At 36.9% G+C, this 13,813-nt stretch carries 11 protein-coding genes; all 11 read left to right on the top strand.

The features are described 5' to 3' along the window. Positions 1–56 precede the first annotated feature (56 nt). Positions 57–2,795: a hypothetical protein gene (locus tag JKA74_RS06795; RefSeq protein ID WP_201430408.1), complete on the top strand. Its 2,739-nt coding sequence runs from the start codon at positions 57–59 to the stop codon at positions 2,793–2,795. A 5-nt stretch (positions 2,796–2,800) separates the two neighbouring features. Then, the gene (locus tag JKA74_RS06790) at positions 2,801–4,435 is read left to right on the top strand and encodes a mechanosensitive ion channel family protein (RefSeq protein ID WP_236587578.1); all 1,635 of its coding nucleotides are present in this window, start codon (positions 2,801–2,803) and stop codon (positions 4,433–4,435) included. Positions 4,436–4,456: 21 nt separating this feature from the next. Beyond that, positions 4,457–5,614, top strand: a complete 1,158-nt coding sequence (locus JKA74_RS06785; protein ID WP_201430407.1) for a cystathionine gamma-synthase — start codon at positions 4,457–4,459, stop codon at positions 5,612–5,614. A 9-nt stretch (positions 5,615–5,623) separates the two neighbouring features. Further along, entirely contained in the window at positions 5,624–7,309 is a 1,686-nt protein-coding gene (locus JKA74_RS06780; RefSeq protein ID WP_201430406.1) for a 1-acyl-sn-glycerol-3-phosphate acyltransferase, read from the top strand. After that, positions 7,302–8,342: an NAD(P)H-dependent glycerol-3-phosphate dehydrogenase gene (locus tag JKA74_RS06775; RefSeq protein WP_407659041.1), complete on the top strand. Its 1,041-nt coding sequence runs from the start codon at positions 7,302–7,304 to the stop codon at positions 8,340–8,342. The genes JKA74_RS06780 and JKA74_RS06775 overlap by 8 nt, the downstream gene beginning before the upstream one ends. A gap of 180 nt (positions 8,343–8,522) precedes the next feature. Continuing rightward, positions 8,523–9,296: a ParA family protein gene (locus JKA74_RS06770; protein ID WP_201430404.1), complete on the top strand. Its 774-nt coding sequence runs from the start codon at positions 8,523–8,525 to the stop codon at positions 9,294–9,296. Between the two features lie 3 nt (positions 9,297–9,299). Continuing rightward, positions 9,300–10,214, top strand: coding sequence for a ParB/RepB/Spo0J family partition protein (locus tag JKA74_RS06765; protein WP_201430403.1), 915 nt, complete (start codon positions 9,300–9,302; stop codon positions 10,212–10,214). Between the two features lie 2 nt (positions 10,215–10,216). After that, positions 10,217–10,831, top strand: coding sequence for a DUF5683 domain-containing protein (locus tag JKA74_RS06760; RefSeq protein WP_201430402.1), 615 nt, complete (start codon positions 10,217–10,219; stop codon positions 10,829–10,831). A gap of 19 nt (positions 10,832–10,850) precedes the next feature. After that, the gene (gene dapB / locus JKA74_RS06755; RefSeq protein ID WP_201430401.1) at positions 10,851–11,561 is read left to right on the top strand and encodes a 4-hydroxy-tetrahydrodipicolinate reductase; all 711 of its coding nucleotides are present in this window, start codon (positions 10,851–10,853) and stop codon (positions 11,559–11,561) included. 37 nt (positions 11,562–11,598) lie between these two features. Further along, positions 11,599–12,729 (top strand): signal peptidase I, encoded by a 1,131-nt coding sequence (gene lepB, locus JKA74_RS06750; protein WP_201430400.1) that lies wholly within the window; start codon positions 11,599–11,601, stop codon positions 12,727–12,729. A gap of 139 nt (positions 12,730–12,868) precedes the next feature. Beyond that, positions 12,869–13,771, top strand: coding sequence for an RluA family pseudouridine synthase (locus JKA74_RS06745; protein WP_201430399.1), 903 nt, complete (start codon positions 12,869–12,871; stop codon positions 13,769–13,771). Positions 13,772–13,813 lie beyond the last annotated feature (42 nt).

The raw sequence follows: 13,813 nt of genomic DNA, 5'->3' as shown, positions 1-13,813 counted from the left end.
AGCTTTTGAATAAATTCTATATTTGCAACAAACTTCAAAAAACCGCAAAACATACCTTGAAACGAATTTTAACAATACTTTTTATTCTTATCCTGATCCTGACCAGTGCTTATGGAGTTTATTATTTCTGGAACAAACAGAAATCAATGGAAGTATGGGCGCTAGTGCCGGAGAATGCGCTATTAGTTTATGAAAACAATAACCTGATAAGAAGTTGGAATTCTGTACAAACCAACCCTATATGGGAAGACTTACAAAATATTGAACAGTTTAAAATAATAAAAAGCAATTTTGAAAGTCTTGACAGTCTTACAGGTGCAAAAGGTGCTTTGGATGAACTGTTCAGGGACAATGCCCTACTAATCTCCATGCACGTAACTTCAAAGGATGATTTTGACTTTGTTTTTTATCAATCTTTAAATACTACTGCACAAATTAGATTAGTTGAAAATATTGAAGAAAATATTCCCCAGCTCAAAAAATCCGAAAGGAAGTTTGATAATTTCACCATCACAGAATTAAAAAACAATTCCAATCAGGTAGTATTCAGCTACTTATTTCTGAAAGGAAATTTTGTCGGAAGCTTTTCTCCTGTATTGGTAGAAGATGTGATCAGGAAAATCAGCAAACAGGAGCCGGGATTTCGTGAGAAGAATGAATCCAGCTTTAAGATAGCCAAATTTCAAAATGACGCTGGTAACCTATTCATCAATTTTAACAGGTGGAGTTGGTTTTTCAAAGTTTTTAGCGATGAAGCCAACAATCATTTTCTTCAAATCATCGATAATTTTTCCGGAGCTACATTTATGGATTTTGTTTTTGATGAAAACCAACTTTATTTTAATGGATATACTTTTCTGAATGACTCCAATGCCTATTTAAAAATTTACGAAAATCAAAAAGGCGGAGATATTACTTTAGAAAATCTTTTACCTGCCAGAACAGCCTTGCTAGTGCACGAAAGGTTTGCCGATCCGGCACGATGGTACAGGGAAACTCTTCAATTCTGGAATCAAAAAGAAACAGATTTCCAAAAAAAGCAAAATTCCATTGCTGATAAATATCCGGTTGATTTTAGAGAGTTTTATCAGTTTATGAGTGGTGAGAATGCCCTGGCAATGTTAAATAATAATTCATCAAAAGAGGAATCAGACAAACTGATTTATATTAAACTAAATGATAAAAATGAGGGCCTTAATAAATTCAATAAACTAGCGGAAGAAGCTGCTAAATTCAACGGTGACACCCTTTACTATGAATTTTATGCAGAAAAGGAAATCAGGGAACTAGCCATTGATGAGTTTCCTTATTGGCTGTTGGGACCCAATTTTGAAGGTTTTCAAAATACCTTTTACACTGTTTTCAACAACTTCATTGTCCTAAGCAACAATATCCAAACCATTAAAACCCTTGTGATGGACATTGAAACTGAGAGCACATGGGGAAAATCAATCAAACAAAATCAATTTCTGGAAACCACTTTACAGGAATCCAACCTTAGCATCATTATCAACAGTGTACAAGCATGGCCTATGTTGATGCCTGCATTGAAGGATAATTGGGCCACTTTCTTTAAAGAAAATGAATACCCTTTAAAGAACCTGGAATTGATCGCCATTCAGTTCAGTAATGAAGCAGGTAAATTCTACACTAACATTGAACTCAATCATTACGAGCAGGAAATCGCTTCTGATTTAGATCATTTTGATGTGGTTAACTCAACAACCCTTCCTGCTCCAATCACAAGCAAGCCTTACGTAGTTAAAAATCATGATAATGGATTGTATGAAACCATTCTCCAGGATTCTGCCAATAACATACACCTCATCTCCAATAAGGGTGAAATTCTTTGGACAGAGCCGCTGGATGATCAGATCATCAGTGAAGTATTTCAAATAGACTTTTATAAAAACAATAAATTACAATATGCCTTTGCCACCAAAGATAAAATACATGTTTTTGACAGAAATGGTATTGCTTTGGAAAATTACCCTATTGATCTGGGTATAGAAGAAAACATCTTGTTCTTCAATATAATTGATTATGATAAAAGCAAGAATTACCGCTTGATCACTGCTACTGAGCAAGGGAATATTTACATGACAGATAAGTATGGAAAAACCCTGGGAGATTGGAGTCCCATGAAACTGGGTGACAAAATAGCTTCCATTCCGGAGCACATCAGGATCAGAAGCAAGGATTTTATGGTAATTCTTCAGGAAAATGGCACTGTAAATGTGATGAGTAGAAGCGGGGAAATGAAACCTAATTTCCCTGTTAAAATTGATGACCGTTTGTCGGACAATCTGTTCTTTGAGGTGGGTAATAGTTTTGACAAGAGTTATCTGGTCACTTTAACAAATGGAGGAGAATTAGTGAAATTAAGTTTTACTGGCCAAATGGAGGAGAAATCCCAGCTATATATGCCAACAAAGGAAACTATATTCAAAATAATTCCGGATGCAACTAATCGAACCTACCTCCTGGCAAGGCAGGATCTTAATAGAATAAGTCTTTTAAATGCAAATAGCGAACTGTTATTTGACAAGGATTACCTGAGTCGGGAAGAAATGGATATTCAGTATTATCAATTTGCTTCAGAGAAAGAGCTAATTGCCATTACTGATAGAATTCAGGAATTTACTTATATATACACTAAAGAGGGCACCTTAATTAATAAGCAACCTATTGAAAGTGGAAATAAAGTGGCAATGATTTATTATGGGAATGACGACTTAATTCATATTTACAAATGCCATGGTAATACTTTCAGTATTCTGAGATTTAACTTTTAACAATAATGCGTCTTTTACTTTTCATACTAATTTCTTTTTCATCCTGTATAAGCCTTTATGCTCAGCAGGAAAGTGAAGCGGAAACAGATAAGCTAACCTATAGCTTGCAAACACCAAAAGCTACTGTAACCACTTTTCTCACCTACCTTCAGGAAGAAAATTTTCATCCTTCGGTTGCCGCAAAAACCTTACACCCGGCTTTTGTGAAAAATAAAGACGAGGAAAAACTTATTGTACAGTTGAAGCAAATAATTGATGGAACAGGCATCATGATTGATCTTGAGGAACTCCCCCAGGATCCAAACTATACTGATACCAGCTCAAACAAACAAAGACTTGTACTTTCTGCAATTGAATTGCCCGATGTTTACCTTGAAAAGCACCAGGGTAAATGGTATTTCAGTAGCCGTACGATAGAAAGAATCCCTGAAATGCATCAAAGTGTGTATCCTTTTGGTACGGATAAGCTGATGAATATTCTGCCCAAATTAGGGCATCAGAAATTTCTGGGACTCCATGCATGGCAACATATTAGCATCCTTATCCTCATCATTTTATGCATATTGATTCATAAACTGCTAACCTTTATTTTTGATCGGTTAATATATCAATTACTTAATAAAAGAGGATACAAAAGAGTTGCTCGTGATTATATAATTCCTGTAGCACGACCATTTAGTTTGGCCATTGTTGTCGGCCTGCTAATCATTTTTGTGCCTGTATTACAATTACCCATTTTTGTCAACTATTATTTAATCCTGCTACTGAATGCCATGGTACCTTTATTTGGAACAATGGTAGTGTATAAGCTGATAGACATTATAGGCGAATACATGATGAAAGTGGCTGAGAAAACAGAAAGTACTATGGACGATCAAATTGTGCCGATCGTCAAACGCGTACTGAAAATATTTGTATTAATTGTTGGTTTCCTGTTTATCCTAAGCAAGTTACGATTTGATATTACAGCACTATTGGCCGGTATTTCAATAGGAGGATTGGCATTTGCCCTGGCTGCACAAGACACTATTAAAAATTTCTTCGGGTCGTTGATGATCCTGTTTGACAAACCTTTTCAAATTGGAGATTGGATTACAGCTGGGGATATAGATGGAACTGTGGAGGAAGTAGGTTTTAGATCCACAAGGGTGAGGACTTTCAGAAACTCGCTGATTACAGTACCTAACGGAAAGTTAGCCGATATGTCAGTGGATAATCATGGGTTGAGACAGTACAGAAGGTTCTACACTACTATCACTATTACTTATGACACACCCACACATTTAATTGAAGCCTTTACAGAAGGGCTGAAAAGAATTGTTGAGGAACATCCTAAAACCAGAAAAGATTTTTATAATATTTACTTCAATAACATGTCCGCCTATTCACTGGACATTATGTTTTATATATTTTTAGAAGTGCCAACATGGGGGGAAGAGTTGGAACATAAAGAAAATATTTTATTGAGCATTATGAAGTTAGCTAAGAACCTGGGCATTCAATTTGCTTTCCCAACTCAAACATTGCACATGGAAAACTTCCCAGGACAGCCATCGTTATCTCCAAAATATGATGAGAAGGATGCTGTTCAAAGTAAAATAAAGAGTACATTTCAAAATTCGAATTCCGATAAGTCATAATTTAAATAAAAGAAACATATTATGAGCAAATCAAAAGATTATCGTTTTGGTACTAAAGCAATACACGCAGGAGTAGAGCCTGATCCTACCACCGGAGCTATAATGACTCCGATTTATCAAACATCTACCTATGTACAGAGCGCACCCGGCCAACATAAAGGCTTCGAGTACAGCAGATCAGGAAACCCTACCAGAACTGCTCTGGAAAAAAGTATTGCATCTTTGGAAAATGCGGATTTTGGTCTTTGTTTTGGCTCAGGATTGGCTGCTATTGATGCAGTATTGAAAACACTAAAGCCCGGTGATGAAGTCATCAGTACCAACGACCTTTATGGTGGATCCTATAGAATATTCACTAAGATATTTCAGGGTTTTGGCATCCACTTTCACTTCATTAACATGGAGAATATTGATGAACTGGAGAAGCACATTACTGAAAAAACAAAATTGATTTGGATAGAAACACCTACCAATCCAATGATGAATATCATTGATATAAAGGGAGCAGCCAAAATTGCAAAAGCGCATGGTACTTTATTGTGCGTGGACAATACATTCTCAACTCCTTATTTACAGAACCCATTAGATTTAGGGGCTGATTTGGTAATGCACAGTGTGACAAAATACATTGCAGGTCACTCAGATGTAGTGATGGGTGCTTTGGCCACAAGCAATAAAGAATTAGCCGAAAAACTATATTTTATCCAAAATGCAAGTGGCGCAGTGCCCGGTCCTCAGGATTGCTTCCTGGTGTTAAGAGGAATCAAAACTTTGCATTTACGCATGCAAAGGCACTGTGAAAATGGTTCCAGCATAGCCAATTTCCTAAAAAGCCATCCTAAAGTGGACAAGGTATTCTGGCCAGGATTTAAAGAACACCCAAATCATCATATTGCTTCCCAACAAATGCATGACTTTGGCGGAATGATTGCTTTCTCCCTTAAAGAAAATACAGAAGCGGCTGCTGTTGAAGTATTGAAAAAATTTAACTTATTCACATTAGCCGAATCTTTAGGCGGAGTGGAATCATTAAGCGGTCACCCTGCCAGCATGACTCACGCCAGTATTCCTAAAGCAGAAAGAGACAAAGTAGGCTTATCAGATTCATTGATCCGACTAAGTGTAGGAATTGAAGACATTGAAGATTTGAGAATGGATCTAAAACAGGCTTTAGCTTAAGATAATTATATGAAGTTAGGTCGCTACAGGAACAAAAGAAAATATGAACCCATTTTACCCGGGCCAAGAGAATGGCCAGTGGTGCAAATTAGTAGAAACCGCAAACAATTTGTTCAGGATGTAAGCGATGCTGCCTTTGAAAGGATCAAAAGCATTACCAGAAACAAGACTGCCCTTATTGAGGAGTTGGAAACAACCCTTTTTAAAGAAAAAGCCCGTATACGTGAAAATTCATGGAAAGTAGATCCTGATGATGACAACGCTTTTTGGAGTGGTGTTAAAAGCAAGCTTCTGGACATATCGCAGTCAAAAAACAAAAATAGTGAAGAAGTAGACCTGATCCTTAAGGAAATTATCCACAGATATGCCTCCGAAATAGCTGGTAATTTCAATACCAGTCATTATCGGTTTGCAAGGGCCATTGCTACTTTTGGTTTCAACAGATTACTCAATGCAGCTCGAATCAAAAAATTTGGTTCCTTTTGGAGCGATCGACTCACCATGAATGATAAAATCCAAATCAATGGTGAGGTGGAAAAACTTAGGGAAATGGCCAAAAAAGGTACAATTGTTATTGTACCCACACATTCCAGTAATTTGGACTCCATATTAATAGGATGGGTAATTTATACCTTAGGTTTGCCACCTGTTATTTATGGAGCAGGTTTAAATTTATTTAATATTAGTATCATTTCCTATTTCATGAATAGCCTGGGTGCCTACAAGGTGGACCGAAGGAAGAAGAACATTATCTATCTGGAAACTTTGAAGGCCTATTCTACCCTGGCACTTAAAAAAGGTGCCCAAAGTTTGTTTTTCCCGGGTGGCACAAGGGCAAGAAGTGGCAAAATTGAGAGAGAATTGAAATTAGGTTTGTTAGGCACAGCTATAGAAGCACAAAGAATTAATTTTCAGGAAAAAGGAGATAAAGCAGAGAAAATTTTTGTGGTACCTGTCAGTTTGAACTATCACTTTGTGTTGGAAGCTCCCAGCCTTATCCATCAATACCTTGAAAAACAAGGACAGGAGAGGTACTATGTTGAGAATGATGAGTTTTCCTCTTCCTATAAGATCATTACTTTTTTATTCAAGTTCTTTACCAAGGGTTCTAATATTTCAGTATCAATTGGTCAACCAATGGATGTGCTAGGCAATAATGTAGACAACGAAGGTAACAGTATTGACAAATACAACCGTAAATTGCAGGTGCAGGATTACTTTACTTTTCAGGAAAACATTACTGTAGACAAACAACGGGAAGAGGAATATACCAGAATGCTGGCAGGTAAAATTGTGACCCAATACTGTAAAATTGCGAGAGTATTTTCCAGCCATTTGGTAGCTTTCGCTGCATTTGAAATGCTTAGAAAAAGAAATAAAAAATTGGACTTATTTTCATTATTGCGATTGCCTGACGAGGATATAATTATTTCTTACAATGAGTTTAGAAAGGTATGTAAGGATTTGAAAGACAAGATTCTTGAACGAGTGGAAGAAGATAAAATGTCTGTAGCAGAACATATGCATGAACCTATTGACAACATCATTGAACATGGTCTTTATAATGTAGGAATGTATCATTCCAAAAGACCTCTGATTAAAACCAAGTCGGGGGATATCACTACCATGGATATGAACTTATTATATTTTTACAGAAACAGATTAGACGGATATGGCCTTGAAAAATATGTTTAGAAAGCCTATCGGTGTTATTGGTGCAGGTAGCTTTGGCCTTGCAGTGGCCAATTTGTTGGCGGAAAACAATAAAGTACTTATATACGCCAGAAATATAGAAGTAGTAGATGCCATTAACACAGCCAAAAGTTGGAATAAATACAAAATGCATGATAATGTACATGCAATTAATGACATGCAGCAATTGGCTGAAAAGTGTGAGGTTATATTCCCTGTAATACCTTCTGCCAATTTTAGGGAAATGATGCAAACCCTTTCCCCTTTCCTACACCCTTATCACATTTTAATTCATGCTACCAAAGGTTTAGATCTAAATCTTCCGAAAGGAAAAACCCTGGTGGACATGGAGACTTTAGAAAGACACCATATCAAAACCATGAGCGAAGTCATTATGGATGAAAGTATGGTAGTGCGAATAGGTTGTTTGGCAGGTCCTAATCTGGCAAGGGAAATTGCGCAAGGGTTACCTGCTGCTACAGTAATTGCCAGTCATTTCAATGAGGTTATTCAAATAGGACAACAGCTTTTAAGAAGTGACAGATTTCAGGTATATGGCAATCCTGATCTTACAGGAATTGAATTATGTGGTGTTTTAAAAAACATTATTGCTATTGCTTCCGGAGCTTTGAGTGGAATGGAATTGGGAGAAAACGCTCGGGCTTTGCTCATCAGTCGTGGCATGGTGGAAATGATCTACCTTGGCCGGGCCATGGGAGGAAAAACAGAATCTTTCATTGGCTTAGCAGGCATAGGAGACTTAGTTGCTACATCCACTTCAACCCTAAGTAGGAACTTTACAGTAGGTAACAGATTAGCCAAAGGAGAAAATTTAGATAGCATATTGGGTGATATGCAAGAAGTAGCTGAAGGGGTGAACACTATCCGGATTTGTAAAAAAATTGCAGATAGCTTCAAAATCAGAGCCCCAATTACCGAGATCCTGCACAGGGTATTGTTTGAAAAGATCACTATGGAAGAAGCTGTACAATATTTAATGAAGTATCCGTTAAATGTAGATGTGGACTTTATGTAACCATCCCAAAAGCATTCTAAAATTCCATTCAATTTCTCATTAAAAATTTTATCTTTGTGGTTCGCTAAAAATCCCGGCACTCCGGGGTTTTGGTTTTTGAGAAACATCTGCATAGTGCATTAAATCTCAAAAACGATGTGTATAATTCATATTTAGGGTTAAAACAAACATATATATAGCATGGGCAAAGTTATAGCAATTGCTAATCAAAAAGGAGGAGTGGGTAAAACTACTTCCGCCATTAATTTGGCTGCCAGTTTAGCTGCATTAGAGTACAAAACATTAATTGTGGATGCCGATCCTCAAGCCAATTCAACTTCCGGTATCGGTTTTAACCCAAAAGAAATTGAAAGTAGCATCTATGAATGCATGGTAGATGAAGTAGATGCACAAGATATCATTATTGAAACAGATCTGGATTATCTGCATATCCTACCCTCCCACATTAATTTAGTGGGTGCCGAGGTTGAAATGGTGAGCATTAAAGACAGGGAAAACCGTATGAGGGAAGCATTAAAAAAAGTGCGAAAAAAATACGATTTTATCATAATTGATTGTTCTCCTTCGTTAGGTCTTATTACGATCAATGCCTTAACAGCAGCCGATTCAGTCATAATACCTGTACAGTGCGAATACTTTGCTTTGGAAGGATTAGGCAAATTGCTTAATACCATAAAAATTATTCAAACACGGCTCAATACCAATTTGGAAATAGAGGGTATTTTACTGACTATGTACGATGTGAGGTTGAATCTTTCCAATCAGGTAGTGGATGAAGTTAAGCAGCATTTTAGTAAAATGGTATTTAATACATTGATACCAAGGAATATCAAGTTAAGTGAATCGCCAAGTTTCGGACTTCCTGCCATTGTGCATGATGCAGAAAGCAAAGGAGCAATCAGTTATCTGAACCTGGCAAAGGAAATTATTAACAAAAACGGATTAGGAAAATAGCGGATGGCGGCAAAGAAACCCAGAAAAGCATTAGGAAGAGGCTTAAGCGCTCTTTTACAAGACTCAGAAACATCAAATAAATCTTCTGATCTTGAGAGAAATATATCTGATGTAGAAAGTGCAGCAGGTATTAATGAAATTCTCATCAGTCAAATTGAAGTCAATCCTTTTCAGCCCAGAAGTCATTTTGACAAAGAAGCGCTGGAAGAATTGGCAGAATCCATTAAAGTTCAGGGTATCATTCAGCCTATAACAGTAAGGAAGCTAAGTGATGACAGTTATCAGTTAATTTCCGGGGAAAGAAGAACCCAGGCTTCCAAGTTGGCTGGCCTTAAAAAAATTCCAGCCTATGTAAGACTAGCCAATGACCAGCAGATGCTGGAAATGGCCTTAATAGAAAACATTCAGCGGGAAAACCTGAATGCTATGGAAATTGCAATCAGTTATCAAAGGCTATTAACGGAATGTAATTTAAAACAGGAACAGTTAGGAGATAGAGTTGGTAAAAACAGGACCACGGTAAATAATTATCTCCGTTTATTGAAGTTACCACCTGATATTCAGTTAGCACTAAAAGAGAAAAAAATAAGTATGGGCCATGCCCGTGCCATCATCAATATTGAGGATGTAGATAAGCAATTGGATGTTTTCAAAAAAACAATCAATGAAGACCTATCTGTGCGCAAAGTAGAAGCCTTAGTACGCGATATAGTAACTGGTAAAACTACTGAAAAAGAAAGTCCGGCTAAAAAAGAGATGCCATATGAAGCTAAAAATGTACAGAATAAATTATCCTCACATTTTGGCACTAAAGTTGGATTGAAAATTGACGGACAAAATAAAGGTGAAATTAAGATTCCTTTTTTATCAAAAGACGACCTCAATCGTATTTTGGATTTGTTAGAAGTTGATCTCTAAATATGCGTTGTATTTTTCTTTTAATTCTCTTTTCTAGTTGCTATACCTTGCCCCTATTCGGCCAGGAAGAAGACTCTGTTATGATATTGGACAATTCTGAAACAGTAGTTACCTCCGAAGAAGACATTGAAACTTTTAGAGAGTTGGAACCTGAACATTCCCCCAGATTGGCAGCGATGTATTCAGCTGCCATCCCGGGACTAGGTCAGTTTTATAATGAAAAATATTGGAAAATCCCTATCGTTTATTCATTGGGAGTGTTTGCAGCTTTTCAAATAAAATCCAATCATCAAAATTTCATGCTTTTTAGAAATGCATATATCAATATTGTGGACGGAAATCCAACTAATGATATAGAGTTACAAAGATTTTACGATAGAGGTTTGACTACAGAATCTATTGAAAGAAGAGTGGAACGATTTAAACGAGACAGGGATTATTGGATTATTTTGGCCGGTCTGTTTTATGTGCTCAATATAGTGGATGCCACTGTAGATGCCCATTTAAGAGAATTTAATATCAACCCGGATTTAAGTATTAAAGTGGAACCCACTCTTCACAGATCTCCTTATAACAACATGCAAGCCGGATTAACCTTTAGTCTGAGATTTAAATAATAAAAATCATCTGGTAAATATGAAAATATTATTGATAGGTCATGGAAAAATGGGACAAGCCATAGAAGCTTATGCAATCCAACGTGGTCATAGCATTGTAGCCATTGTGGATGTACAGGATTCCATTACTCCCATTCTTACGCAACAAGCCGATGTGGCCATTGAATTTACTCATCCTGATTCAGCTTTTGAAAATATTAAATGTTGTCTGGAAAACAATTTACCCATACTTTCAGGCACAACCGGATGGTTGGACAGAAAGCCTGAAATTGAACAAATTTGCAAGAAAAACAATGGTACCTTTTTATACGCATCCAATTTCAGTATTGGCGTGAATTTATTTTTTAAAGTAAATAGGTTCCTGGCTAAAATAATGCAACAGCATGATCAATACTCTCCTTCAATGGTGGAAGTGCATCATACTCATAAAAAAGATGCTCCAAGCGGAACAGCTATTACTTTGGCCGAGGGTATTATTGCAGAAAACAAGAACATCAAAAGCTGGACAAACCAAAAAACAGAAAATTCCGGTGAATTGCCCATTGTTTCTGAAAGAATTGGAGAAATCCCTGGTACACACAAGGTTACTTATCAATCGGAAGTAGACCAGATAAGTATAGAACATGAAGCTTATAGTAGAGACGGCTTTGTACAAGGTGCTGTGCTGGTGGCGGAATGGTTGCCTGCTCAAAAAGGAGTGGTTAAAATTGATGATTTTCTAAAGTTATAAGAATAGAAAACCGTCATACATAATTAAATATAACAACATGAAAATACCGTTTTTCAATAAAAAGAAAAAACCTGCCAAGCCCAAATCCAAAGCACGGGAATGGATAGATGCCATAGTATTTGCAGTAATAGCTGCTACACTTATTCGCTGGGCTACCTTGGAAGCATTTGTAATTCCTACACCTTCTATGGAAGGTACTTTGCTAGTGGGGGATTATCTATTTGTAAGCAAGCTTCATTATGGATCCCGAACCCCTATCACTCCACTTCAGTTACCTTTAACACATCGCAGGTTTTACGGAACTGAAAATGTACCTTCTTATTTGGATTGGATCCAACTACCCCAATTCAGATTCCCGGGGTTTAGTGAAGTAAAAAGAAATGATGCAGTGGTATTCAACTACCCGGAAGAACTACAATACCCGCTCGATTTGAGAGAATATTATATCAAAAGATGTGTAGGTATACCAGGAGACACATTGAACATTGAATCGGCTGTGCTTTATGTAAATGGTGAAGAAGCTTTCGTTCCGGAAGATGTGGAATTTAGCTATTTTATTAAAACTGATCAAACCATCAGGGACAGGGTATTTGAAGAATATAAAATATGGGACAAGAATTATCAACCTGGATATGGTGGCTATAGCGTTCACGCCCATCCAAGGGAAATTGAAAAAATGAAAGCCTTGCCTTTTATAGATGAAATAATCTTCTCTCCCACGGTTAGAGATGGGGAGATTATCACTACTGACAGTGCGGTTGTAGAATCATCAACTTTCCCCAAAACTCCGGAAACACAGTGGAACAAGGATTTCTACGGACCTATATACGTTCCTTCTGAAGGACAAACTATACCCATCAACCACGATAATTTAATATTATACGGAGATGTTCTACGCTATTATGAACACCTGAAAGATGTGAAAATCAAAGATGATCAATTATTCATTGATGGAAAACAAGTGAATGAATACACTTTCAGCCAGGACTACTTTTTTATGATGGGTGACAATCGGCACAATTCATGGGATAGCAGGTACTGGGGTTTCGTTCCTCATGATCATGTGGTTGGAAAAGCTATGTTCATTTGGATGAGCATGGATCCTGCCAAACCATTATTTAGTTTGGATAAAATCCGTTGGAATAGATTGTTCAATGGGATTGACTAAAATAAACAACTGATAGTCCGCTCTTCAAAGTGAGCAAAGCTATCTAATCATTCTATATTTTTACAAAGGTGGTTCCCGTTGAACCACCTTTGTTTGTTTCCGTACTTATTCACATTATCTTTATAATCAAAATGCCTCCATGGAAAAGCAGAATAGTCCCTCCAATCAACTAAATGAAACAATCACCATTACGGAAGAAAATGAATTATTGAAATTTATCATTACACATTTCCCTCATAAAAAAAGACCTATTCTAAAATCCATTTTAAGTGGGGGGCAAATAAAAGTAAACAACCAGCCTACCACCCAGTTCAACCATCCGCTAAAGAAGGGGGATGAAGTTACTGTAAATTGGAACAAGCCTGCAAAAAAAGTGAAGTTAAGTCACCTCAATATTATTTTTGAAGATGAGTATCTCATCGTGATAGAAAAAGCCGAGGGATTATTATCAGTAGCTTCCTTAAAAGAGAAGAAAAAAACTGCCATTCAGATCTTGAAAGATCATATGGAAAAAGTGGATTCTAAGGTAAAAGTGCATGTCGTACACCGTTTGGAAAGGGAAGTTTCAGGGATTCTAATTTTTGCCAAAACATCTGAAGTACAACAAAAACTACAGGAATCGTGGGAAACTTATATCACTGATAGAAAATACATGGGCGTAGTGGAAGGAAAAGTAAAGAAAGAAGAAGATACTTTAAAAAACTATCTGATGTCCAATAAAAACAATCAGGTATTTGTAGTTGACAGTCCTGAAGGCGCAACTGAAACCATTACACATTTTAAAGTAGTGAAACAAAGCAATGCCTTCTCCATGTTGGAATTCACCCTGGAATCAGGTTTCAAAAACCAAATCCGGGTACAGATGCAGCATTACGGACATCCAATAACAGGCGACAAGAAATACAAAGCCAGAAAAAACCCATTAGGTAGAGTGGCTTTACATGCCAGCATGATAGAGATGATCCATCCTGTTACCGGTAAGAAACTGAAATTTGAATTAGTAGCTCCAGCAAATTTCAGGAATTTGGTTGCGAAAGGATAATAAAGATTAGACTCTACAAGCTAGGTATTAACTAGTAAGATC

The sequence above is a fragment of the Marivirga aurantiaca genome (assembly GCF_016679925.1).
Taxonomy (GTDB): domain Bacteria; phylum Bacteroidota; class Bacteroidia; order Cytophagales; family Cyclobacteriaceae; genus Marivirga; species Marivirga aurantiaca.
This window is presented reverse-complemented; position numbering and strand designations above follow the sequence as displayed.

What these genes read in the sequence shown, in the direction of transcription:
- lepB (WP_201430400.1), top strand. Translation starts at nt 11,599, where the DNA reads ATGAAAATACCGTTTTTCAATAAAAAGAAAAAACCTGCCAAGCCCAAA.
- JKA74_RS06760 (WP_201430402.1), top strand. Translation starts at nt 10,217, where the DNA reads ATGCGTTGTATTTTTCTTTTAATTCTCTTTTCTAGTTGCTATACCTTG.
- JKA74_RS06765 (WP_201430403.1), top strand. Translation starts at nt 9,300, where the DNA reads ATGGCGGCAAAGAAACCCAGAAAAGCATTAGGAAGAGGCTTAAGCGCT.
- JKA74_RS06785 (WP_201430407.1), top strand. Translation starts at nt 4,457, where the DNA reads ATGAGCAAATCAAAAGATTATCGTTTTGGTACTAAAGCAATACACGCA.
- JKA74_RS06745 (WP_201430399.1), top strand. Translation starts at nt 12,869, where the DNA reads ATGGAAAAGCAGAATAGTCCCTCCAATCAACTAAATGAAACAATCACC.
- JKA74_RS06775 (WP_407659041.1), top strand. Translation starts at nt 7,302, where the DNA reads ATGTTTAGAAAGCCTATCGGTGTTATTGGTGCAGGTAGCTTTGGCCTT.
- dapB (WP_201430401.1), top strand. Translation starts at nt 10,851, where the DNA reads ATGAAAATATTATTGATAGGTCATGGAAAAATGGGACAAGCCATAGAA.
- JKA74_RS06780 (WP_201430406.1), top strand. Translation starts at nt 5,624, where the DNA reads ATGAAGTTAGGTCGCTACAGGAACAAAAGAAAATATGAACCCATTTTA.
- JKA74_RS06790 (WP_236587578.1), top strand. Translation starts at nt 2,801, where the DNA reads ATGCGTCTTTTACTTTTCATACTAATTTCTTTTTCATCCTGTATAAGC.
- JKA74_RS06770 (WP_201430404.1), top strand. Translation starts at nt 8,523, where the DNA reads ATGGGCAAAGTTATAGCAATTGCTAATCAAAAAGGAGGAGTGGGTAAA.